Source organism: Saccharothrix sp. NBAS 001 (assembly GCF_056640475.1).
Map to the genome: position 1 here is coordinate 609,964 of NZ_CM153251.1, position 24,414 is coordinate 634,377.

16 protein-coding genes are annotated in these 24,414 nt (G+C 68.2%); 8 read left to right on the forward strand and 8 right to left on the reverse strand.

The features are described 5' to 3' along the window. Positions 1 to 26: 26 nt before the first annotated feature. Positions 27 to 650 (forward strand): hypothetical protein, encoded by a 624-nt coding sequence (locus AC0HI0_RS02825; protein WP_480930654.1) that lies wholly within the window; start codon positions 27 to 29, stop codon positions 648 to 650. 662 nt (positions 651 to 1,312) lie between these two features. Here AC0HI0_RS02825 and AC0HI0_RS02830 read toward each other — a convergent pair. Continuing rightward, complete coding sequence (locus tag AC0HI0_RS02830; protein WP_480930655.1) at positions 1,313 to 1,831, reverse strand: hypothetical protein; 519 nt, start codon at positions 1,829 to 1,831, stop codon at positions 1,313 to 1,315. Beyond that, positions 1,828 to 2,253 (reverse strand): hypothetical protein, encoded by a 426-nt coding sequence (locus AC0HI0_RS02835; RefSeq protein WP_480930656.1) that lies wholly within the window; start codon positions 2,251 to 2,253, stop codon positions 1,828 to 1,830. Before AC0HI0_RS02835 ends, AC0HI0_RS02830 begins: the two co-directional genes overlap by 4 nt. A 254-nt stretch (positions 2,254 to 2,507) precedes the next feature. Here AC0HI0_RS02835 and AC0HI0_RS02840 point away from each other — a divergent pair, with 254 nt between their 5' ends. The 3 genes from AC0HI0_RS02840 to AC0HI0_RS02850 all read left to right on the forward strand — a co-directional run bounded on the left by AC0HI0_RS02840 (position 2,508) and on the right by AC0HI0_RS02850 (position 5,080). Next, positions 2,508 to 4,004 carry a pentapeptide repeat-containing protein gene (locus AC0HI0_RS02840; protein ID WP_480930657.1) on the forward strand — a complete coding sequence of 499 codons (1,497 nt, stop codon included), beginning with the start codon at positions 2,508 to 2,510 and terminating at the stop codon, positions 4,002 to 4,004. A gap of 329 nt (positions 4,005 to 4,333) precedes the next feature. After that, the gene (locus tag AC0HI0_RS02845) at positions 4,334 to 4,768 is read left to right on the forward strand and encodes a hypothetical protein (RefSeq protein ID WP_480930658.1); all 435 of its coding nucleotides are present in this window, start codon (positions 4,334 to 4,336) and stop codon (positions 4,766 to 4,768) included. A 75-nt stretch (positions 4,769 to 4,843) separates the two neighbouring features. Then, a complete protein-coding gene (locus tag AC0HI0_RS02850) occupies positions 4,844 to 5,080 on the forward strand; it encodes a hypothetical protein (RefSeq protein ID WP_480930659.1) in 237 nt (78 codons plus the stop codon). Between the two features lie 475 nt (positions 5,081 to 5,555). Here AC0HI0_RS02850 and AC0HI0_RS02855 read toward each other — a convergent pair whose 3' ends face one another. From AC0HI0_RS02855 to AC0HI0_RS02870, 4 genes are all read right to left on the reverse strand, one after another. Next, complete coding sequence (locus tag AC0HI0_RS02855; RefSeq protein ID WP_480930660.1) at positions 5,556 to 8,819, reverse strand: CHAT domain-containing protein; 3,264 nt, start codon at positions 8,817 to 8,819, stop codon at positions 5,556 to 5,558. A gap of 169 nt (positions 8,820 to 8,988) precedes the next feature. Next, entirely contained in the window at positions 8,989 to 9,618 is a 630-nt protein-coding gene (locus AC0HI0_RS02860; RefSeq protein WP_480930661.1) for a hypothetical protein, read from the reverse strand. A gap of 42 nt (positions 9,619 to 9,660) precedes the next feature. Further along, positions 9,661 to 9,909 (reverse strand): hypothetical protein, encoded by a 249-nt coding sequence (locus AC0HI0_RS02865; protein ID WP_480930662.1) that lies wholly within the window; start codon positions 9,907 to 9,909, stop codon positions 9,661 to 9,663. A gap of 328 nt (positions 9,910 to 10,237) precedes the next feature. Beyond that, positions 10,238 to 11,392, reverse strand: a complete 1,155-nt coding sequence (locus AC0HI0_RS02870) for a hypothetical protein (protein WP_480930663.1) — start codon at positions 11,390 to 11,392, stop codon at positions 10,238 to 10,240. A gap of 181 nt (positions 11,393 to 11,573) precedes the next feature. Between AC0HI0_RS02870 and AC0HI0_RS02875 the strand changes: the two genes are divergently transcribed. Next, entirely contained in the window at positions 11,574 to 13,511 is a 1,938-nt protein-coding gene (locus tag AC0HI0_RS02875) for an ATP-dependent nuclease (RefSeq protein ID WP_480930664.1), read from the forward strand. Next, positions 13,508 to 15,229: a UvrD-helicase domain-containing protein gene (locus AC0HI0_RS02880; RefSeq protein ID WP_480930665.1), complete on the forward strand. Its 1,722-nt coding sequence runs from the start codon at positions 13,508 to 13,510 to the stop codon at positions 15,227 to 15,229. Before AC0HI0_RS02875 ends, AC0HI0_RS02880 begins: the two co-directional genes overlap by 4 nt. A gap of 147 nt (positions 15,230 to 15,376) precedes the next feature. Here the strand turns inward: AC0HI0_RS02880 and AC0HI0_RS02885 are convergent, their stop codons facing one another. Together AC0HI0_RS02885 and AC0HI0_RS02890 are read right to left on the reverse strand one after the other, a co-directional pair. Continuing rightward, positions 15,377 to 18,778, reverse strand: coding sequence for a pPIWI_RE module domain-containing protein (locus tag AC0HI0_RS02885; protein WP_480930666.1), 3,402 nt, complete (start codon positions 18,776 to 18,778; stop codon positions 15,377 to 15,379). Beyond that, positions 18,775 to 19,002 carry a hypothetical protein gene (locus AC0HI0_RS02890; protein ID WP_480930667.1) on the reverse strand — a complete coding sequence of 76 codons (228 nt, stop codon included), beginning with the start codon at positions 19,000 to 19,002 and terminating at the stop codon, positions 18,775 to 18,777. The genes AC0HI0_RS02885 and AC0HI0_RS02890 overlap by 4 nt, the downstream gene beginning before the upstream one ends. 509 nt (positions 19,003 to 19,511) lie before the next feature. Between AC0HI0_RS02890 and AC0HI0_RS02895 the strand changes: the two genes are divergently transcribed. Continuing rightward, on the forward strand, positions 19,512 to 20,765 hold the full coding sequence (locus AC0HI0_RS02895; protein WP_480930668.1) for a helix-turn-helix domain-containing protein: 1,254 nt from the start codon (positions 19,512 to 19,514) through the stop codon (positions 20,763 to 20,765). A gap of 69 nt (positions 20,766 to 20,834) precedes the next feature. Next, complete coding sequence (locus AC0HI0_RS02900) at positions 20,835 to 22,079, forward strand: restriction endonuclease-related protein (protein ID WP_480930669.1); 1,245 nt, start codon at positions 20,835 to 20,837, stop codon at positions 22,077 to 22,079. Positions 22,080 to 24,414: the final 2,335 nt, after the last annotated feature.

Here is a 24,414-nt window from a genome sequence, read left to right on the forward strand (position 1 = left end):
ACATTGAACCGAATGGGAGTAAATCTGTGTCCCACAACAAGTTGGACGCGATCACCGTGACCCCGGAGACCGGTGACGAGCCGTTCACGCAGAAGGGGCGGAGCGTCGGTACGAACCTTCACGGGTTCTGGAGTTGGGCCTGCTCCGACCTGGTGGTCAACACGATGCGTGGTGTGCTCGCCGAGTACATCGTGGGGCGGGCACTGGAGTGCGTCGACGGTACACGACTGGAGTGGGACGCCCTCGACCTGCGCACTCGCCATGGGCTCCGGATCGAGGTGAAGTCGTCGGCATATCTGCAAAGCTGGCCGCAGGAGAAACTGTCGAACGTCTCCTTCGGCATCCGTCCGGCGGCCGGCTGGGATGCCGCGACGAACACGACCGCCGCTGAACGCGCACGCCAAGCCGATGTCTACGTCTTCTGTGTCCTCGCGTGTACGGACAAGGCCGTGGTCGACCCGCTCAACCTCGATCAGTGGGACTTCTACGTCATGTCCACGACGAGGCTCAACTCGGCAGTGGGCGATCAAATGACGATCACCCTTGGAAGCCTCCGGAAGCACGCTCCCCGCGAGTGTTCGTTCGCTGAACTCCCTTCTGCCGTCGAGGCGGAAGCGAACCAAACGACAACTGCAAGCCCCGACGTCTGAGTGCGGACGACGTTGCCAGTCCATGAGAAGTCGAGCCATCGCCGACCGCGTACGCGACCCGATGGCCACGGCCCACGCACCACGTGTCGCCCGCAACGGCGGTCCGCGTCAGCCCGACCACTGGAGGCAGTCATCAACAAGTCGACGGCCTCGTCGGTCGGACAGCTGGCCTCGACGGAGTTTCACAGTTCCGGCAGATCCGGGCCACGACAGGCGGATCGGGTCGACCAAGGATAGGCGTGGACAACCGCGCGGCCCCAGTGCCGGACGCCGTACCCGACTGCGATGGCGTCTGGATCGGAGCCAGCAGCGGGTCCGCGTCGTGGGCCGCCGACCGGTAGCCCTTGAGCAGTTCGACGGCGCGGTTCATGAGACTGGCTGCGGCGTCTAGCTCGTTCATCAGCGCCTGGACGACGGGAAGCCCGATGCCCGATGTGTTCACCGTCGGTGCATCATTCCAGGACTGACCGCTGGGATGCGCGGTCGCCCGGCCGCCTCGCGATCTACGCGAGCGTGAGTTGGTCCGCGCGTCCGGCCCTGCGCGGGGCGCTCTGGAAGGTCTGTGCGACCGGGGTGCTCGGGGTGCGCCGTGGGTGGGTGGCACTGTCGTCGGTGAGCGTCGACCGCGATCGGGTCGGTGGGCTCACACGGTGCTCGGGTGGTCAGTTCTTCTGTACGGCTACGGGGGAGTGGTCGGAGTCGACGGGTACGGAGGTGGGGAATGCGAGCAGGCTCGCGTCCTTGCTGGTGATGGCGTAGTCGCGCCGGCGTCGGGAGTCACCGATCTCGGCGACCGCGGGAGCGACCGGGTGGGCGATGCCGGTGCGGGTGGAAACCTCCGCGGTGTAGGACGCCAGGCCCCGGCCGATCGGATCCCCGGTGAACCAGCCGTGGCGGTGGTCCGGTCTGACCTTGCGTGCGTCCAGTTCCAACACCAGGTCGACACCGGCGTCGCGGGCACGGGCGTTGACCTTGTCCCGGAAGTCCTGGAACGCGTCCTGGACGCGGGCGTCGTCCCCCGCGAACCCGGCCGCCTCCAGCGCGGCGCGCAGCACGAACCGGCCCCGCTCGTCGACCAGGGCACCGATCGCCTCGACACGGGCGTGCTGCAGGGGAGTCAGAACCCCGGCCAAGGCGTGGAGACGGTCCGCGATCTCCCCGCGGTTCAACTTGACGGTCACAGGGAGCGGTATCCGTTCAAGCCCAGGGCACGACGGCGGACGGAGGCCGCCAGATCCAGGCCGAACCTCCTGCGTCGGGGACCGGAGGTCTCGATGAAGGCACGGCCGTCCAGGGAGAACATGTTCAGCTCCGCCAGACCACCGAAGTCGACCTCCGGACCGAACGGAGGCAACGGGGAGAGCCTGACCGGCAGGGCACCCCGGTCCGCACCCGGACCGGCGAACCGCGGCAGCTCGTGCTCACGGATGAACCGACTGGCCAGGTAGTCGGTGGACACCAACAGCAACCCGAAGTCGGCCTCGTCCATGCGGTCCAGGATCGCCGGGGTGAACTCCTCCCCGCAGGTCAGGTGGCTGTCTTCCCACCACTCCACCCGCAGATCCGTGAACAGCCCCAACGTCGCCAGCAGCTCGGCCAGCAACGCCGTCTTGGCGTCGACGTCACGATAGACACCAGCTCAGGAAGATCCGAAGCGTGGTGACCGCCATTCCACCCTCCCTGTGGTTCCCGAATCTGCTCCGGATCGCCAGACCCTATCAGGAGGACCTGGGACTACAGCCCGTTCGCGACCCCGACCCGTGCGAGATGTGCCAGGCCACCGGCCAGCCGCCCTGACCGTGCGTGCGAACGGGTGCACCCGCCCGGACAGGTCCCCGCTACCCCGGCGGCCCGGCGATGATCCTGCGCGTGACCGATCCGAGCGCCCCATCGCCGTCTCCCCGACCCGTGCCGGGCATCCCGCCGCCGGCGCGGCGGGTGCCGTTGCCGCGGTGGACGGTGCCGGTGGTCGGCCTGGTGGTGCTCGCGGTGGCGGGCGGGTCGGGCTGGTGGCTGTGGTCGTGGATCGACGGCCTGGCCTTGGCCGACGTCGACAAGAAAGCCGCCGCACAACTGGACGCGGTGAAGGTGGCCGCCTCGGTCGCGGTGGGCGGCGGCGGTCTGTTCGCGCTCTATCTGGCGGCGCGGCGGCAGCGCACCCAGGAGTTGGAACTGGAGGCCCGCCACGCCGAGTTGCGCCACCGCGAGGCCGAGCTCGCGCAGCGTGACCGCGTTCAGGACCACGCCGAGCACGTTGCCGACACCACCCGGCGGCACGCCGAGCGCGTCGCCGCCGCGACCGAGGCCGACGCCACCGCACGCCGGGTGACCGAGCAGTACGGCAAGGGCGTCGAGCAGCTCGGCTCGGACAAGGCACCGGTCCGACTGGGCGGCCTCTACGCGCTGGAGCGCCTGGCCCAGGACGGCGACGCAGTGCTGCGCCAGACCGTGACCAACGTGCTCTGCGCCTACCTCCGGATGCCCTTCGACCCGCCCGGTGAGCACCCCGGCCAAGACGCGGGGGTCGAGGCCCGCGTCGAGTATCGTGACCGGGTCCAGGAACGCGAGGTCCGACTCGCCGCCCAACGCATCCTGCGTGACCACCTGCGCCCCGGCGACGACCCCGACCGGCCCGATGCCACATTCTGGCCCGACATCGACCTCGACCTCACCGATGCCACCCTCATCGACCTCGACCTCGACCACTGTCATCCGCGCCACGTCGCATTCGGCGGGGCGACGTTCATCGGGACCGCAGGGTTCGGCGGGGCGATGTTCGGCGGGGACGCCAGGTTCAGCGAGGCGATGTTCGGCGGGGACGCCTGGTTCGGCGGGGCGATGTTCGGCGGGGTAGCAGGGTTCGGCGGGGCGATGTTCGGCGGGGACGCAGGGTTCGGCGGGGCGACGTTCGACAGGGAAGCCAGGTTCAGCGAGGCGACGTTCGATAGGGAAGCCTGGTTCAGCGAGGCGATGTTCGGCGGGACCGCCTGGTTCGATGAGGCGAGGTTCGGCGGGGACGCCTGGTTCAGAAAGACGATGTTCGGCGAGGAAGCCAGGTTCGGTAGTACGACGTTCGGTGGGGTAGTCGAGTTCGGCGAGGCGAGGTTTGATAGGGAAGCCTGGTTCAGAAAGACGATGTTCGGCGAGGAAGCCAAGTTTGGCGAGGCGGGGTTCGGCGGGGACGTCAGGTTCGACACGGCCCAGGTCTCGCGCCAGGCGACGATCGGGTCGACCTGGCCCGCAGGGTGGTGGCCCACCCCGGATCACCACTTGGTCGTAGGCCTGGACGGAACCTGGCACGACCTCGTCGAGGCCGCGCCCGATCCCACCCCCGGCGAGCCGCTGGCGGGCTGATCCACAGACCCTGTTCACACCCTCCAGATCGCGGTGTCGGTCGCGGTGGGCGGCGGGCTGTTCGCGCTTTACCCGACGGCAGCGCACCCGGTAGCTGGAGGCCCGGCACGCCAAGCCCTCGGCTCGCCCGAGGCCGACCGCCGTGTCGTGACACGTTCTGCGACACCGTCGGCGTTCGGGTGTATCCGGCCCGATTCCGGGCCGGGGCCTGGCCGGTCGAGACGATGATCTGCGGCGTGACCGCCCAGCCCGCCGCCCCACCGCCCCGTCCTGTCGTGCCGGTTTCGTCGCCGGTGCCTGTCCCGGTGACGCGGAGGCCGTTGGCGCCGATGCCCGCGAGGACGATCGCGGTGGTCGCCGGCGGGATCGCGGTGGCCACGGCGGGGATCGTGCTGGCGTTGTGGTGGGCGGGCACCGCCGGGCTGGACGACCAGGCGTTGGTGACCGCGTGGTTCGACGCGTTGCGCACCGGCCTGTCGATCGGGATCGGCGGTGGCGGGGTGTTCGCCCTGTATCTGGCGTGGCGGCGGCAGCATGCCACCGAGATCGGCCTGGTGCAGAAGGAGATCGACCAGGCCGACGTTGCCCGCGCCTACGAGTTGCAGCGCGACAACGCCGACCGCGCCCACGAACTCCAGCGCGAGGTCGCCGAGCACACCCGGCGGCACGCCGAGCAGGTCGCGAAGTACAACCGGGAGGACGCCACCGCGCGCCGGGTGACCGACCAGTACGGCAAGGGCGTCGAACAGCTCGGGTCGGACTAGGCACCGGTCCGACTGGGCGGCCTCTACGCGCTGGAGCGCCCGGCCCAGGACGGCGACGCAGTGCTGCGCCAGGCCGTGACCAACGTGCTCTGCGCCTACCTGTGCATGCCCTTCGACCCGCCCAACGAACGCCCCGACCAGGACGCCGAGGCCCGTGCCGGGCACCGTGACCGGGTCCAGGAACGCGAGACCTTGGTCGCACTCGCCATCGATGCTTTGCGCGCGGAAGGAATCGAACTCGGCCCTGTTGATGAAGGATCCGGCGGAGACGTGCTCTGGGAGGGCGAGCCGGTGCCGCTGCGCCGGTCCTAGTCCTGTGGTTCGCGGCGTTGCCGGGCAGCGTCGGGAGCCGGGAGGTCGGTTACGTGTCGGCAGAAGCGGAGTCCGCGACGTCGCCCAAGTCATCGAGTCGGCGTTGGACGCGGTCGGCGTCGGCGGTGCGTGCTTGGTCCCGATAAAGCGCCAGCGCCTCCAACCACACCGCGCGGGCGCGTTCATGCTGTCCGAGGGCAGCGTGAGGCAAGCCGAGGCTGTCGAGGGTGTCGGCGATGTGGTACGGGATGTCGAGGCCGCGGAACAGGAGGAGTGCCTGACTGCAGTGGCTTGATCTAGGCGATTCCGGGGAAGGGGCGTGCCACTATTCGCGTAGACAAGTGGTCGTCTCTTCAGGCTTGGATGTGGTCGGCTTCGGCGCGCGGCATGACTGGATCGCGTTGTTCGCGCTGGGCGGATCTGGTGCTGGACACGTGGAGGCCGGCTGTGGGTCTGTTCGTGCAGGGAGTCTCCGTCAGTCGAGCCCGATGCAGAGGTAGGGCCGGTGGAATGGGTCGCGTCTGGTGATCTGGGCGACGGCGTGGGCGGGGGATTGGCCCTGTGCGAGGGCTATGTGGAGTTCGCGCATTGCTTGTGCCCCGGTGGTCACGCCGATGTCGCCGGCCGCGATGACCACGCTTCGGACGCCTGCGCGGAGGAGACCGTCCGCGAGTCCGAACTGATTTTGGTGGTCGTAGGGGCGGTGGGCTCTGATGCTGGGGCCGTCCAGGATGACGATTTCCGGTGGTCGGGCGAGTTCGGCGAACTCGTGGGCGTGCACGTCTCTGTCTGCCAGGTGGATGACGGACAGGGCGGTGTTCTCGTGTTGGTCGGAGACCATGACGGTCAGGTGCGCGATCCGTGCTCCGTCCATCGCGGCCAGGACGGTGTCGCCGCGCGCACGGCCGCCGGTCAACAGGGTGGCACGCGTGTGGTGTCGGACCAGGTGTTGAACGTCCGGCTCGGCGTGTGACCCGGCCACGACCACGACGCGGTCGGCACCATGCGTGGGTGGGCGGGCGGCCCATGACGTCGCGGACGGGGCCACCGCGATCGTTCGTCCCGACAACGATTCGAGGCACCCCCAGGGCACGGTGGTGAGCGCGCCGGTGGGCACGACCACGAGGTCTCGGTCTCCGATCAGCTCGACCAGTGGCGTGATCAGTGCTTCGTCGAGCCGTCGGGCCTGCTCGTGCGCCGAGGCCGTGAGGACTGGGACGACAGCCTTCCGGCGCGTGTTGTCCAGCGCGAGTGCGCACAGGTCGGCCCGTAGCCGTGCCGCCGCGTCGGCTGTGAACTGGGCCGGACCCAACGGCACGATGTGTGCGGAGTTCCCGGTGACCACGAGCGCGGTCAGCTCGTTCCAGGTGGCGGTGAAGGAGAGCAGGGCGCGAGCGCCGAGGGCTCGTCCGAGATCGGCCACGCTCGACTCGGTCGTTCGCTGCTCGGTCCAGCCGAGCAGTGCCGCTTCGGAGCGCAACTGATCCAGCCTGGTTTGCCGCGCCGACTGCTCGTCGTTCGATCCGGGCGCGTCCGACAGGGCGCGGATCAGGAAGCGCATTTCGGTGAGCAGGTCGTTCAGCATCGGCGTGGGCGTTCGCCTCACCGTCGAGCGTGACATGGCGAGGCGGGTTTGTTCGGTGACCTGCAGTGCCTGCTGAGGGTCGAGCGTGTCGAACGCGATGCGCGATGTCAGCGCGCCGAGCGCGCGTCCGTGGATTTCGGTGAGGAACCGGAGTTCTGTGGGGTCTCGTCGCGCGGTCGCGAGCTCGCGGAGCCCGATCCAGGCGTTCTCGATGGCGTTGTGTTCGAGCCCGGCGGCGAGCAGCAGTTCGGTGCGGCACAGCCTGTGCAAAACGAGCAGGTCGATCGAGGACGGACGGATCGCCGCCAGCGTCTGTTCCGCCTGGCGGAGTCGGTTCGCCTTGACCTGCAGTCGTGCGGTCATCAGGTGTGCGAAGGCCGCGGTCTTGTGTTCTCCGGACACGTCGAGGGTGTCCGCCAAGGCGGCTGCCTCCTGGATCGCGGCCTTCCGGCCGGGGGAGGCGGACAGTCCGACCAGGCCGGCGATCGTTGCCCGTCGGTCCCCGGTGGCCCGGAACACTCGTTCGGCGGCTCGGGCGAGGCGCCGCGCGATGTCGGTCTCGCCGCGTATCAGCGCCGCCAGCGCCCGCAGGTGGTCGGCCTCGGCGGCATCCACCCGTGAGAGATCCTGTCTCAGCGCTGCCAACATCGCGTCCGCAGGGGTGACCAGCCCCGCATCGAGCAGGGTCTCCGCGCGGTCCAAGGCGATCCGTCCGATGGTGGTGGTCCGCCACGGGCGCAGCAGGTCCACTGCGCGGTCGAAATGACGTAGTGCGGTCACCGGATCCCCGTCGGCCCGCGCGGCCAGACCGAGGTGGTGGAACAGGTGCCCTACCTCGCGAGTGTGTTCGCCACGGCGCTCCGCCTCGGCGGCGACCGCCGCGAGGACCGTGTACTCGTCCTCCAGCCAGTTCCGTGCGGAGTGAGGGTGGTCCAGCCCGGTCAGGGCGTCCGGGACCGGGGCGGCGTGGAGGGGAAGCGTGCCGGAGCCGAACAGCGTGCGGGTAGCCCGGGCACTCGCGTGTAGGTAGTGATCGAACAACCGGGAGAAGGCGAGGTGTCGGGTGACGGGGTCGAGGTTCTCCGCGAGTCTGTGGGCGTGGGTGCGCAGGAGGTCGTGCATGCGGAACCGGCGGCTGTGGATCTCCTCCACCAGGTGCGCGCGCGACAGATCGTCGAGCAGCCGACCCGCCTCGGCCGGATCGACACCGACGAGGGCGGCGAGGGAGGTCTGGTCGAAGTCGCGGCCCGGGTGGATGCCGAGCAGGCCGAACGCCGACGCACAGTGCTCGTCCAGGTGACCGACCGACCACGCGATCACGGCGTGGATGTCGTGTTCCCGCCCGGACTCGAGTTCGTCGGCCAGCTCCCGCAGCGGACGTCCGGGGCGGGAGGCCGCGCTCTCGGCGACCATGCGCAACGCCAGGGGAAGCCGGGCACACCGCTCGACGAGCGCCAGCGCGTCCGCGGACGGCGCCGCGATCCGGGTGCCCACGAGGTTGCGCAGCAGGGTCAAGGACTCGTCCACGGTGAGCAGATCCAGGTCGAGGTTGAGGGCACCGTGCCTGACACGCAGTTCGGGCAGGGTGTCGCGGCTGGTGACGACCACGAAGCAGCCGGCGGCGGCCGGCAGCAGGGGCAGTACTTGCTCGGTGGTGCGGGCGTTGTCGAGCAGGATCAGCATGCGGCGGTCGGCGAGTGACGACCGGTAGAGCGTGGCTCGCTCCTCCACGTCGGCCGGGACGGTCGCGATGCCGAGTGCCCGCAGGAATCGTGTCAGGACCTCGCCGGGGGCCAGTGGCTCTCCTGGACCGTACCCGTGGAGGTCGACGTGCAACTGGCCGTCCGGGAACAGGTCCACGACCTGGTGCGCCCAGTGGACCGCGAGCGCCGTCTTGCCGACCCCCGCCGTGCCGCACAGCGCGGAGATCACCACCGTGTCGCCACCGGACTGCGCCAAGCGGTGCAACGCTTCAAGTTGGCCATTGCGTCCCACGAACCCCGTCGTGGGCAATGGCAGCTGGCGCGGTCGTGTCGGAGTCGCGGTGTGGAAGTGTTGTTCCACGGTTGCATCGCGGCCGGCTTGCACCACCGTCGAGCCCGCGGCGCGCTGCCGGACCGCCGAGCCTGCCGCCACCGGGGATGCATCGCCCATTCACCGATCGCCTCCAAGCGGAACCATACCCATGGGACCAACCATTTGGGATGTCGGAGGCCGGCGACGGTGCACCGGTAGCTTCCCACGGCGCTCTTCACTGTGGCTGACCGGTCGAAGCGCACCTTCAGCCGATGGGCGGGGTCCACCGCGCCGGTGATGCCGATGGTCAGCGGGCGCGTCGGGTCAGCGCGCGGTCGAGGAGCCGGTTGGTCACGGCGATGGCCGCGCCCGTCGCGATCGCAGCGGCGACCCGGTGCCATGCCGCGGGCGGGGACGTGCGGGCCACGACGTCGTCGGGTGGCGCGGGTGCGCAGGCCGGTGGCTGCGGGATGGCGGTCGAGAGCTTGGGCAGGCGTCGGACGGTGGACGCTGCGGTGTCGAGCCTGGCTGCGACGGGTTGGTCGTCCCATGCCAGTACGTGCAGTTCGCCGTGGTCGGCGATCCGGGCGACGCGGTGGTCGGCGGAAGCCACCAGGTACCGCCACGTGCCCCGGGAGGCGAGGTAGGCGGCGTGGGCGACCAACGCGGTCTCGGCGGCGTCAGGGCCTGCGGGCACGGGCCAGGGGATGGTTCCGAGTTCGGCCAGGGCGGAGGGGACGGTGTCGTCGACGGGCCAGGCTTCGCGATAGGCGACGAGGGTGTGGTGGACGGGTCCGGCTGCGGAGAGCAGGGCGCGAAGGCGTGCGCGGACCAGTGACAGCCGGGGCCTGGTCGGTCCGATGACGTTCTCGGCGTCGACGAGCAGGACGGTCGACGGGCACCGGGACGGCACGGCGGCGAGCGAGGGGAGGGACACGCTCCGCATCGTGGCCTCCCCGGTCAGCGCGTCGGGTGATCGTCACACGAACGGGTCCGCGGCGGGTCGCACGCCGACACCTGACGGCGCCGATGCAGGGCGCACGGGTCGGCGCCCCGGCCGCCGACGATCGGCCCACTCCAGCTGCGGACGGGGGTTGGTGCGGCGTAGTACGGCGACTTCGTGCCGCAGCACCAGCAGTTCCACGTCTTTGGCCGCCGATGACCGGTCGAGCAGGACCAACCAGCCAACGAGCCGGACGAAGATCAGGTACAGCAGTCGTAGCGCCACGCCTCGCGGTAATGCCTCTACGGCTCATTGTGCGTGATCACCGCAGCTCCGCGATCATGTGCAGAGTTCTGGAACCCCACACGGCAGCGCGAGGGTGAGCTCCTGCCCGATCGCCAAGTCCGCACGCTCACGCCGCCGTTGACGGGTACGCCGGGTGTCGACCGCGTCGTAGTCCACGCAGGTTGTGCGGTCGTCCATCAGGATCTCGTCCGGTTGCCCGGTCGTCGTGAACGGTGCCTCCCGACGGCGATCGGGAGGCCCCACGGCCACGTCTACCACTTGGTCCGCACCACCCTGGACACCGCCGCAGCTTGTGTGGCCGTGCCGTTCAGTTGTCGTTTGTAGCCGTCGTCGCGTCGGGCCTCGCCAGGAGTTGTGCGAAGAACGCTCGGACCATCGTGGCGGCGTCGGGCTGGGTCAGTTCGTGTCCTCCGAACCGGTACACCTCGTACCCGCGGAGCCGAAGTCGTCGGTCCTCGGCCACCATCTGCGAGTACCGCTTTGGTGAGGCGATGTCGTTGTCCGCGTAGTGCTGTTTGCCGTCGATTTCGATGACCACCCGGCGGTGATTGGGTAGTAGGAGCAGGAAGTCCATGCGTTCCCGGGCGAGCGCTCCTGGTCTCCCACCGCGTTGCCTCCGCGTGGTCGGGTCGTAGTGCAGGTAGATCTGCGGTAGGAGCGCGGGCGTCGATCGGCCGTGCTCGGTTCCGTAGAACTGGCAGTAGGTGTGGAAGACCAGGTACTCGACCTCGTTGGTGCGGACCGAGGCGGCGAGCCTCGTGTACAGGTCCCGTGCGACCGTCAGTTCGTCGGCTTCGTCCAAGTGCTGTCGTCGACGCCACCAGTCGCACAGTTGGCCCCAGGTCAGTCCCGACGGCTCCAAGGGCAGGTCGTAGACCAGGCAGTGGTCGGCGTTCCTGGTGATCTCGACGAGGTTGTCGATCGCGTCACGCAGCACGATCTCGGGTTTCGGCCCCGTGGACGCGAAGATCAGGTTGCGTGGCCGGCCGTCCTCTCCCTGGGGCCCTGGCGGTCTGGTTCGTTCGTCCTCGATGCGGTCGAGGTGGGCGAAGACCGGGTCGAACAGGCCGCTGAGGTACTCACGCCGGGCCGCCCACCCTCCGCTTCCGCCCATCCCCTTCGCACGCCAGAATCCTTGGAAGCCCGCGAAGTCCCTGAACGGGGGATTGAACGCAACGCCGAGCCTTCGCAGGACCGCGCGCAATGTCCTCAGGACCGCAGCGATCTCGTCACCGTCGAGGCTCTGTGCGCCGTCGGTGCCGTAGGAGCGTAGTTCGTCGTGTGCAAGGCGGCTCAGATCGAACGCCGCGTCGACGTCGTCGGGTTCGTCCTGCTCTTGGAGCCGGACAAGCTCCACCCTGCCCAGGTGAAGGATATCCCTGAACCGGGAGTTCCCCCAGGGACCACCGTTCATGTCCCAGGCGGGATCCTCTTCCGGCACGAAGAACCAACTTGGCTTCACAGGCCCAACCTAGCGCCGGGTGAGACCCCCGGGTTCTACCGGCGGTCCGCTCGCCGGTCTGGAGTCGGCTTTCACTCCAGGCCATGCCAGGGCCTGATCATGGGGATGAAGGACATCGTCGGGCAACGGTCCGACCCCCATGGAGACCGCCACCTCCGTTCACTCGATCGGGTGAACGTAGGTGGCGGCGTTTTTGGTGATCAACGGCGCTGCGATCATGGATGTCCTGACTCGTGGGGGCTGCGTGTTCGTCTCGGAAATTGTGATCAAGAACTTCCGGTCCTGCCGGGAGGTCCAGGTGCGACTGCGTCCTGAGGTGACCGTTCTGGTCGGTGAGAACAACGCGGGCAAGACGGCTGTGATCGACAGCCTGCGCCAGGTCACCGACTCGCTGGACGGTCGTAGGGGGTCGGCGGTCACCGAAGATGACGTGTTCGATGCTTGCGGGCCGGACGACCAGGTGGAGATTCAGGCGGTTCTGGCGGAGATAGGCCCTGATCAGGCGGGGACATACCGGGAGGCGTTCCTTCCGGGTGCCACGGACGACGGCGAACGGTCGGCCCGGTGGTCTGTGGTCTACACCCGTCCGCCTGTGGGGCGCCGTCGGGGTACCACGACGTGGCAGGTCGGCGAAGGCCGTGAATCGGTGGGTGAGCCGGCTCCGCGGACAGCGGTCCGTCATGTGCACCTGCCGGCGCTGCGTGACGCGGTCCGTGACCTCGGTGTCGCCGGTGGTACTCGAATCCGGGTGATGCTGGAGGCGTTGCTCGGAGGCCGTGAGCAGGTGGACAAGTTCGTCGAGCGTGTCAGTGGCCATCTGACGGCGTTGGCCGACGACGAGACGGTGCAGGCGGTCGGCACGGCCGTCAGCCTCCCGCTCGGTGCCATCACCTCGGGTGCGCACCGTCAGCGCACCGGTCTGACGGTGACCGATGCGAACCTGGCCGCGATCTCCAGGGCGTTGCGGATGCTGCTGGGTGATGCGGAGTTGCCGTTGACCGCCTCCATCGACACGTCGGGTCTGGGTTATGCGAACGCCCTGTACATCGCCACGGTGCTGGCGGAGTTGGAGACCGCGCGCGAGGCCGACCTCACTTTGTTGCTGATCGAGGAGCCGGAGGCGCATCTGCATCCGCAGTTGCAGACCTTGTTGTTGCGGTATCTCAAGCGTCGTGCGGCCAAGTCGCGGCAGCGGCCGGTGGCCAGTCCGGCGGAACCGGCTGGTCACATCCAGGTGGTGATGACCACGCACTCGCCGGTGTTGTCCGCGGCGGTGAGTGTGGAAGACCTGGTGGTGATGACCAGAGGCGAGCGCCCGGGAGCCAGCGGGTGGCAAGCCCGGGCTGTGCCGGTCGTGGGGCTGGGGCTGGGGCGCAAGCAGATCAAGCAGTTGGACCGGTATCTGGACGTCACCAAGAGCGCGATGCTCTACGGGACGCGGACAGTCCTGGTGGAAGGGCTGTCCGAGGCGTTGTTGCTGCCCGCGATGGCCGATCTTGTTCTCGCGGCGGCTTCGGATGCCGACCCCGTGGTGCAGGAGGAGGCGCAGGAGGCGCTGGACCGGTTTCACGGCTCGACGTTGATCCTGGTCGACGGGGTGGACTTCGAGCCCTATCTGAAGGTGCTGCTGACCTCGGTCGACGGCGTCCGCATCGGTCGGCGGATCGCGGTGATCACCGATACCGACACCCCGGCGGATGGAGCCGAGCCGTCACGGGCCGCGAAGGCACGGGCATTGGCCGATCAGCTCGGCGCCGGCGCCGAGATCGTCGACCTGTTCCTGGCCCCGCACACCTTCGAACCGACACTGATGTGCCCGGAGAACGAGCAGGTGCTGCGCGCGGCGTTCCTGGAATGCGCACCACGGTCGGCGGATCGCTGGCAGCGAGTCGTCGACGCGCCCGTAACCGACCGGCCCGGACTGTTCCGGCTTCTGTTCGTGTCGAAGAAGAAGGAACCCGCGGCCAGCGGCACGCCGATCTCCAAGGCCGAGTTCGCCCACGCCCTCGCCGACCACCTGGTCCCCGGCTGCGGCTTCATCGTGCCCGACAACATCGTCAGGGCGATCCGCTACATCGCCGATGTGCCACCGCCGTCCACCGGGGCCGCACACCGATGACCTCCGCTGCCGAGCAGTCGGCCGAGAAGGCACAGCACGAGGCAATCACGGCAAAGGCCCCGTTGTTCGTGCGCGCTTGTCCGGGCGCGGGCAAGACCCATGTCATCGTCTCCCGGCATCTCCGTGGTCCTGCCGTCGCACTGCGCCAGGGACGCGCCCTCCTCTCCTTCACCAGAGCCGCAGCGACGCAGATGCGAAGACGCTGCCACCGCGAGGGCAGACCCGAAGCGGTCGCCTTCCCGCACTACATCGGAACACTGGACGCCTTCATCTGGGATGTCCTGGTCGTCCCGTACCTGCCCGTGAACCGGACGTTGCGGCTGATCGACACCTGGGACCGCGTGGAGGCCGAGGTCCGGCTCGACCGCCAGGTGCCATTGAGCGGCTTCACGTTCCAGCGCGAACCTCGGACCGGGCGGGAGACGATCCGGCGGGATCTGCTGTCGAACGAGCATGATCGCCTGGTCAAGGCCAGCAACTACTCGTGGGCACGCTGGACGAAAGCGGCCTTCGACCAGCGTGAAATTCAGGAGAAGGCCGGCTACGCGACGGGCCACGAGAGCCGCCTGCTTGCGTTGGAGTACCTGGCCGCCGGCCGGAGTGTCACAGGGCCCCTGCGTTCACGGTTCGCGGAGATCGTGGTCGACGAGGCCCAGGACTGCTCCGTGACAGACCTGGAGATCCTCGATCGACTACACCACATCGGTATTCCGCTGGTGGTCGTCGCGGACCCGGATCAGATGATCTACGGGTGGCGTGACGCCGACCCCGCACGGCTCGACAAGCTCGAAACCGACCTCGGCAACACCATCGAACTCACCGGCAATTGGCGCAGCTCCACCGTGGTCTGCCAGCTCGCCGCCACCCTGCGAACCGGCAACAGGCCACCCGACCTCGCGGTCCGTCCTCCGACCCCGGAACCACCGGTGATCCTGCTGCCCACGAGCTTCCCTAAAGGCGGCGTGGCACGCCACGCCCCCAGCCGTCGTCCGCTGATCGACGTGTTCCTGGAGCACGCACAGGCCCACGCGATCGACGGGGCGGACTGCCTGATCACCGCACAACGCCGCACGCACCTGCCAGCCAAAGCCAGGCGCCCGAAAGGCAACCCTGCGACCATGCTCTCCCACGCCTGGCGCGTGGTGAAATCGGCAACAGCCGACCCCGACCTACTCGACGACGCGTGCCACATCAGCGCTCGGCTGCTGTTGCGCTACTGGTACCCGAACCAGCCAGGACAAGGAAGCCTCGAAGCACGGTGCGAAGCAGCCGGGGTGGAGTACGGCGACATCGTCCGGCACGCCTACGCCTTCCTCCACAGCCTGCCCGAACCACACACCGAGTGGCCCAAAGAGGTCAACGCGAACCTCAAAGCGTGGCCACGGCCACCGGACGCGAATCCCAGAGGGACAGTCGGCCAACTACGCGGTAGGCCTGAACGACTCACCGCACAATCCTCCGCAGCCGTGTCCTACCGGGTCGACAACATCCACCAGGTCAAGGGCGACGAACACCAGGCCGTCCTCCTGCTCATACCCGACGAAGACTTGGAAACACGCTGGATCACCGGCAGCCCGGCCACCGACGAGCTTCTCCGCAACTGGTACGTGGCGGTCACCCGGGCACAACGTCTGATCGCCATCGGGGCCAAACCGGAACGCCTCGACCAGCTCTACAAACACCTGGCATCGCGGGGGATCCCACTTCTGATCGGCTAGCGTCACTATCGGACGGCTCAGCGGCCCAGTGGCGCGACACCACCCCCGGCCAGCGGCCAACCGCCCCGGCCAGCCGAGCGGCCACTGCGGCCAGTGATTGACCGCCAGAGTGCACGCGTGCAATATCGCCCAGACGGCGGAAGCCCATCACGGGAAGCAGTCCTCGATAAGTTGGGCGAGGTGCAGCGGCCACGGCAGCCTGGTGGACCAGTGGATGTAGGGGGCTGCGTCCCGGAGGTTGTGGACGAGGACGGCCCAGTGATCGGGTCGATCGCCGTCTTGGAGTCCGGCGACCACGACTTCGAGGAGCCGCTCGTTCCACACCTGTGCCCGCGGGTCGAGTCGTGTCGACTTGCCGTGACGCGCTCCTGCGTCGAGTTTCGAGTTGAACAGCGTCGAGTCCGTGGCCGTCGGGGGCTTGCCTGTGGTGCTGGCGAACAAGCGTGGTTCCGGGAATCGCCACAGTGCTTTGGGTTGTCCGATGTTGTCGCCGTTGATGCCGTAGCAGTCCGGTGTTTCGCCGTGTTCGGATGTGCGCACACGTACGTGTCGAAGGCCGGGCAGCGTGGTGATTGGCTGCGGTCCGTCACCGAAGTCGATCGTGTCGACGTCCAGTCTGCTGTTCATGAGGAAGGGCCACTCGGCACGGAGGTTCTGCGCGTAGCTGAGCAGCAGCGTGTCGGTGTTCTCTGCGACGGTGTCTCCGACGACCTCCTTGATGAACTTCCCTGTGTCGGAAGCCGGACGCAGGTCGGTGAGGTCGTGCCGCTCGGAGATGGTGAGCAGTGCGGTGTGCAGGGGTTGCCATGTGGTTTCCGGCGTGCGGACGCGTATCTGCCGGCCGGTGAGATCGATGAGGATGGCGATGGGGAGTTGCTGCCTCGCGTTTCGGCCGCGGCGGCCCTGGCCGATCATCCAGAACGCCAAGAGCGCCGGGCGTCGGGGGAGCGTGTTGCGATTCGGTTCCGGCAGTTCGGTCGGCCGCACACCGAGCTGTCCGAACAGATCGTCGACGGCACGGGCGAACCTGCCCGCGTCCGGCGATGCCGGTTTACCCAGGGCACCGGGATGGTCCTGTGCTCGCACCGAGGCGACAAAACTGCTGAGACGACCTGTCCTCGCCAACGCCTGGCGAAGAACCGCTTTCGCCTCGGCAGTGCGGTGCCCGTATCCACCTGCCAGCGCCGTTTCAACGAGGGTGATCGTCGGGTGTGCGGCGCGGTCGAGCGAGCGGGTGATGCGGTCCGCGTACTCCCTGGCCGCAGCTTCCGGCCCAGAACGACCGTCGGCGAGGTCGGTGACGTCGAGGATGGCAGTGCGTCGCACGCTGACTGTCACCGGTCCCAGGTTCACGATAATCGCGTTTTCGGACAGGTCGTGGTTACGGGGGAGTTCGATGCCGAGTAGGTGCTCAAGGCGATCGATGGCGTGCTGGGCCGCTGGCTCGGTCTCGGTGAGCAGTTCGATGCTCAACTGCGCGCCGACCACGTCGGCCAGTGCGGTCGACTGGAGGGTGCTGTCGGTGACGCGGGTCAGGCCCCGGTACACCTGGCCCGCGACGCGGGGCAGCGGCTCGATCGGCCGCAGGTGCGGGGTGAGTTCCTCCACCACCCACTCCATCAACGGAGCCCGATCGATCGTGGGCAGGCCACCGCTGACCCTCACCCGGCCGAGCATGCCTGCACGGTAGGGAATCGCTGCGGCATCCTGTTGCTGCAACCACTTGTAGGGGTCCGTGACGAGGTCCTCCGGATCGGGCAGATGGTGGAGCAATCCGGCTTTGTCGAGTACCTGTGCCATCGGCTCTGACCACTGGAGTCTGCGGCTCGTGAAGCCCGGCTGCCGCGCGCGACCGAGGACGAGGTTGGCGGTGCCGAAATGCTGTAGTTGATCCGGTCCTGCCAGGCTGGGATCACGCGCAGCCACGTAGACGGAGTGTCGTTCCTCGGGGGTGAGCTTCCCGCGCATCGGCATCCACCGGCGCACCCCGAAGGCGAGATGAACGATGGGACCATCGTGAAACGGAAGGGTCTGCACCGATATCTCGATCGTGATCGAGAACGCCATCGAGTCGGTCTGTTCTGGTGGCCAAGACATGATCTGCGCACCGCGGATACTCGGGCAGCGGACGAAACGCAAACGCCCGAACGGAGTCCGAGCATCGGGCCGTGACAGTCTGGCCGCCACGTCCATCGAGATCAACCGCCCGAGCCGCGCGAAAGGCTGGTCGAGATCGACGTGAACGGTCTCCCACTCCAGGTCGGACGGTTCGAACCGCGCCAGTATCGACCGGATCACTTCAGGAGGAGCGTCCAGCGCCTGGACCCATCCGGCCACCAAACGGAAGATCAACTCCGTGGATACCGGACGGTAGGCCAGGAGCCAACCGTCGTCATCGCCGCCCCAAGGCCGGATGACCACGCAGTCGGCGAGCACCGCGGTGATCGCTTCGTTCAGTACGGCGATGGGAAGGCGTCTGCGTCTTCCGCCGCGGTGCCCGCCGATGCCCGCGAGCACCTCCAACGCTTCCCTCCAACGCTCGGGAAACCTCAACAGGTAGTAGTCGTGCCGGCTCGGATTCCCGGGAACCAAGCGCAGGGCAGTGACGGCGAGGTGGCGGTAATGGGACGAGTTCGATACCGGTTGACCGCCCAGCCCTGGTTCTTCTTTCGCGCCAGGTGTAGGAAGTGTTCTCGCCGCCTCGGGGACTTCATCCGAGAAACGCTCGGAAGCTCCTGTTGTCGTCGGCCGTGTGTCGTCGGCGGCTCGGCCGTCCGTGGAGAAAGGCGAGACTGGCGCGCTGCGGATTCCCAAGGTACGGAGATGCTCTGGCCTCAGGCCGAAACTCTTGTCGGCAAGGTCGTAGGCCAGGCCCGTGGGCAGTGGCGGCAGTGCCCCCACGCGCCCGAGCAGCACCCATGCGTGCCATCCGAACAACCAGTCCAGTGCGCCTGGATCACCGAACAGCGCGGCTCGTCGAAGCAGGCCGCTGAAGAGCGCACGGTCTCCTGTAGTCAGTTGGGCTCGGGAGCCGGCACGGAGGCGGAGAACGTTGGGGGGCTGCGCGGCGTGGAAAGCGTTGCCCTGTATGGCCTCGAACATGGTCCTCCACTGGCAGGTGAGCCGGACCACTTCCGTCGCCGAATTCGTGCTGCTCACCTGCACGCGGATACCGCCCAGTGAGCGGACGTCGACCCCGTCGGCAGGTAGCCGAGCACCGGATTGTCGGAGGGCCAAGGCCATGGCGAAAGACCTCGCATCGCCGCGGGGCACGATCAGCCGCAGACTGCGGGCCTCCGGACTGACCGACTCTACGAACAGCGGAAACCTCGGCCTGATGCCACCAGGCCAGAAAGACCGAACCCCGAGCAACAAGCGCGACAGGACCGCTGACTCCACGAACTGTTGAGCCAGGCTCCGCGCGTCGGAGATCCATGGCGGCCCGTCGCCGGGCTGTGGCATCACCCGCGAAGCCGTCTGGTGCTTCTCTCCGGTGAACTGCGTCCGGCGACGCACGACCTCCGGCGGGTGCTTCTCCATCTGCGTCATCGGTGCTGGCCCCCATACACCGCACCGATGGCCTCCCGGCTCCATGTGCGCAGCTCTCGCAACAACCGCAACGCCAACTCGCTGTGCGTCGCCGGGTGCAGAACGGCCGCCACCCATATCGGGATGGCACACAACACCACGATCAGTATGGGCAGATGGGCGATCGCCACCACCAAGGGGCGCATCGCGATCGCAGGCAGGGCCAGAAGGCCGCCGGAGGGCACAGTCGTCTCCCGTTCCGCTACCCGGCCAGCGGCAATCGAGATCAGCAGATGCCACTCATGTCATTGTTTCGAGCTGCGGGAGCTGTAGCCCTTCAACCGCCCTAGTGGGAACCACAGTCCGGGAGTTCCACGACGGCATGGCCTTCGCACTGGCCACCACGAAGGTACCAACCCTGTCAATCCAGCCCACGTCACAACAGACGACGGCGGTCCCGGGGCACTAACCCGGCTGCGGGTGGCGCTCGGCAATGCCAGTTCGTCCGCTCGCCGTTCACCCGTTCGGGGGGTCTGCATGCGATAGAGGGTTACACGGGCTTTCGTACCGGTCGAGTTGGCCCGTTGGGGCAGATGGACAGCTGAGGATCGTCGCCGGGAGATCATCGTCGCCATCGTCCGTCCAGTCGTCGCAGCCGCGTTTCCTGGTGGGGGATCGCGACGTGGGGTCAGGTGGATCACTGACTTCGGTGTCGCTGTTGCGATGAAGTCTTCATGCGACTTGTATTCGGGGCATGCCTCTTCCCTTGCGTGGGATCGACCCGTCGCGGCTTGTGGCTCGGCGTGTCGAGATGGGGCTGACCCGCGAGGAGTTGGCTGGACGTGCCGGGGTATCGCCCAGGATGGTCTTCTTCTACGAGAAGGGCAGGCATACGCCGACGCCGCCCCGCCTCGCGCGGTTGGCGTCGGCGTTGGACTGCGGTGTGGATGTGCTCACCGGTGCCGTTCGGGGGCAGGAGACGCTGGTCGATCTCAGGTATCGGGCAGGGCTGACGTTGGAGCGGGTCGCGGAGTTGCTGCGGGCGTCGCCGGCGGGTCGGGAGTTGCGCGTGTCTGCGTCCAAGGTGTCGGCCTTGGAGGCTGGGCGGCCGGTCCGGGGGCGACACTGGCTGGAGCCCGAGGTGACCGGTGGGCTTGTCGCCCCGATGGCCAAGGCGTACGGGGTTCCGGTTCGGATGGTCGTGGACGCCTGGATGCGTACCCGTCAGGGTGAGCAGGCCCCGGTTCTGGAGACGCGGCGGAAGCCGGAGGTCTCCGCAAGGGCGTTGGCGACCTGGGCGTCGTTGAACGAGCGTCAACAGGTCTACCTGGGCGAGATCATGCGGGAGGACCGCATGCGGGAGACCGAGATGTGGATGCGGCGGGTCCAGCGACTGCCGTCGCAGAAGGCGGCGCTGTGGCGGGCGTTGTCGTTGACCCTGCAGGCCGCACCGTCGGTGGTGGGATACACCAGGTTGCAGGAAAGGTTGCGTCGACGGGGCGTGCATGATCCGGGTGCGGGGCAGACGGTGCACGCGTTGGAGCGCCGGGGTCTGGTGGTGATCACGGAGGACTCGGTCGAGCACCCCGGTGTCGGCACGGTCGGACGAGTGCTGGTCGAGATCACGCGCCGTGGCAGGGCCGCCGCACGGGCGGGCCTGGGCGAACCACGCGATCCGGGCCCTGCGGCACACCTGCTGTCGGAGTGGCTGTGGGGCGTCGTGGCACGGGTGGGGGCCGCCGGGCCCTCGGGCTTGGAGGACGACCGGTTGGCAGGCCGCTCGTTGTTCTTCGTCGGGGTGGGCTACCGCGGCAAGGCAGGAGGGACTCCGAGTCGTGGTCTGGTGGACTCTGTGCCGCTCATGGCGCCCGGCGCGACGCACGTCGCTGAGTACCGCTGGCACTTGACACGGTTGGGCCGGCGTCATATCGCGGAATATCTTCATATCTACCGTGAGTTGTATCCGCGTGTGGACACGGTCGGGCTTGATCACATCGTGGATGGGTAATCGTAAACAAAGAATCCCTATGTTTGCGGTTCCGGGAAATGTCGGAGGGGTCGTCTACGCTTTTCGACCGTGACGAGTCCCGTGGACGACAGCGCACAGACGCTCGACGACGTCCGGGTCCGATACCTGGTGACCCGGGCGGCCCTGCGCGCGGCGAAGGCGATGACCGCACCGGCTGTGAAGCCCGAGAAACGCCTGGAAACCCTGATGGAGTGTCACGGCACGATGCTGGCGGCACGCGGCCCGGGCAGTCCGCTGTCGTTCGGAGAGTTCCGGCACGCGCTCAAAGGTGACCTGGCGGTCCTCCTGCCGGACGGTGTCAGGCATCTGGACCTGGCGGGGACGCGGGTCGTCGACCAGGACGGTCGGGTGACCGAGGATGCTCTCGACCTCGACCTCGAGCAGCAGATGCTGTTGCGTGTGCTGCACAAGCTCGACAAGACCGCAGCGGTCGTGAGCGATCGGGAATTCCAGTCGGAACTCGACCAAGAGACAGTGTTCACGCTGTTGCGCAAGCAGGGCGAGCAGGCCGTGTACGAGGCCGGTCGCAGGGATCTGATCCGCCGCCCCTCTGGCCCGGTGCACGAATTGGCCGAGTTGCGGCTGCCGCCGCTGGTCGCGGACTTCTACCAGGACATCCCCTACGACTCGGCCTACCTGGGGTGGTGGTTCGCCTGTCCGGTCTGCCGATGGCCGATGCGGATCACCGTCCGGAACAACGCGGGGACCACCATCGGAGCGGCACGCTGCCGGCACACCCCCCACGCCGAGATGGGCGCCTCCTACCTGTTCCGACTGCCTGCAGACGCCGGCGCGCCGCAGTTGCTGCCCGAGCCCGCGCCACCACGGCCTGTCGGACGAGAGGCGGTGCTGTACCCGGACCTCCGCGACGTGCCGGCGGCGCTGCCCACCGAAGACCATAGGGCCCTCACTCGGGGAATCTGGCGCTACACGACCATCCCCGGCCTGCCCGAGCTGGCGTTGCACGACCAGTTGGCGGCGCGGGGTTTGAAGGTCAGTCTGTGGCCGGGACTGGACGCCTTCGACCTGCTGGTCGAGGCGGGTCCGAAACGAGGCAGGAAGACCTCCTACAAGGTCGACGTCAAGGACTACACCTCGGCGAGGACGTTGGCCGACCTCGTCCACGCCCAGGAAGGCGACCGCGGCGGAGCCGATTGGCTCGTGCTGCCCGACCACCACGGTCGCCACGTGCCGCTGCTGTCGGGAGTCTGTGCCAGGTACGACATGCGGGTGGCCACCGCCTCCGAGTTCGGCGAGATGGTCTGCGACGAGGCCGGGGTGGTCTGGGCATGAGCGACTTGCCGATCGGACAGACCGCGGTCTACGCCGCACTGGCCCTCGCGACCCACTACTTCCCCCACGTCGTGAAGGAGGACCAGCGCGCCGCTGCGCCGTTCGCCGAGGCGGCGTTCCTGCTGTCCGGCAAGTACCGGGCGTGGGAACGCTGGAAGCTCCTGCCCCACGACGAAAAGCAACGGATCGCCCTGGTGTGCTCCATCGCCCCCGGCGAACTCGCCGACGTCACGAAATTCTCGTTGGCGGCACGCTCCCTGCTGACACGGCTGAATCCCGACGACACCGATGACTCGTCGGTCATGGCCCCCTTCGAACTCGCGGGCGACAACCCGTTCACCGCCGACGCGGCGTTGCCCAGACTCGGAGGCGACCCGCTCGGCTACGTCGACCGCCTGACCGCGAGGTTCTGCCGTCCTAGCGCTCGTCCCAAACCCGCAGAGTTCGCCGGACCGGGCACGTGGAAGACCGGGGAGATCTTCGTCAAGGACGTCGGCCAGGTACACGGGCGCGTCACGATCCCCTCCTACCCCCGGTTCACCGAGGCGCTCGACCACGACAGCCTGCCCTGCGTCTCGACCGCACCGCACCAGACCGACCTGAGCATCGCCACGCCCGAACTGCTCGATCTCGCCGAGAAGATCGACTCTCGCTACCCCGAGGACAAGCGTTACCTGCACAGTGTCCTCACAGGTCTGTTCGCCGTGCTGAACACCAGCGACACCGTCTCCCCTGCGGACCTGGTGCGGCTGACCGCCGGAGGCATGGAGATCCTCAACGCGCCGACCGGCACCGGCAAGAGCGTGCTGGTCCGTGTCATGGCCGCCTGGTTCGCCGCGCACGACCTGCGCGTGGCGATCGTCCTGCCGGACATCAAGGCGTGTCTGGCCCTGACCCGAAACGTCCGCGGGGACCTGGCCTACCTGCATCGCACCGGGGCAATCGGGCACCAGCCCGGGTGCGCGCACCTGATGTCGTCCTCCGGGATGCACGATCGGGCGGTCAAGCTCGCCTCCCTGATCACAGAGGACCCGGACGCGCCGGGGGAATGGGGCGAGCGGGCCGAACGGGACGTGGACCCGCTGGCCTACGGGTGCGCCCTCGAGACCTTCCTCGACGCCACCGGTGACTACCCACCAAGCCGCGAACCGTGCCTGTCCCTGCACCGCCAGGGCGTCGGATCGACGGCCTGCCCCTGGATCCCCACCTGCGGGAAGTACACCCCCGTGTACGAGTCGGCCACGGCCAACGTCGTCATCATGAACCACTACGTGTTCATGCAGGGCAACCTGCGCATCGGCGTCAACCTCGACGGCCGTGCCGTGCGCGGGATGACCGCCGCCGAGTTCGCGTTGCGGACCTGCCACGCGGTCCTGATCGACGAGGTCGACCAGTTCCAGTCCAGGGCCGTGGACAGATGCGCCAGCGAGATCGTCCTGCACTCCCGCCGGCACTGGTCCGCCGCACCTCAGGAGATCGACACCGACGTCAAACGACTGCCCATCGACGACGAGCACAACCTGCTGCCGAGCGTCAGCCACGTCCGGCTGATGGCCGAGTTCCTCCTCCTGAGCATCTGCCAGAACGCCCTGAGCCTCCACGTCACGGAGGACGACCGGGCGCAGACACGCGTCCCGGACCAGACCAGCACCCGCTGGCACCTGGCCCGCGGACGCGACCGCACCCTGCTGCGGCTGCTCTGGCCGGACGAGGAAGCCGACGACGAGACGTCCGTCCCGGCCGAGCTGTTCGACAAGCTCAACGCCCTCATGCCCGCCAGGTACCAGCGCCCAGGCCCGTTCGGCGGACACGCGAACCTGCTCGAGCCGGACTGGCGCGACGTGCGGGAAGCGCTCGGCGCGTTGGTCGCCCCCCGCGGCGAGCACCTCCTCGACCAGGTCAAGATCGAACTGCACCGTCTGCTCGAAGACAGCGTGAAGGACCCGCACAGGCGCGCCCAGGCCATCAACCTGCTGGTCACCCGGACCGCCATGATCGAGCTGGACGAGGCGCTGGCGGAGTTGCAGGGCAAAGCCCACGGCTACCGCTCCTCGGGCCTGCGGTCGGCGCATCGGATCGTCGAGGGCCTGCGGCCCACTGCGGTCTCCGCTGTCCTGCCGCTGGGCATGCTCGGACGGTCCATCACCGGGTATCGCGTCACAGGACTCGACGACAAGGAGAAGAACGCCGCGCTCGTCGCGCAGACCATCGCCGGCGACCCCCACACCTTCACCGCTGAACTCGGCGGGATCGTCTCGCTGGTCCTTGCGGGCGTCGAGCGGCCGGTGATGGGACTGTCGGCCACCGCCTACTTCCCCCAGGCAGTTCGCGAACA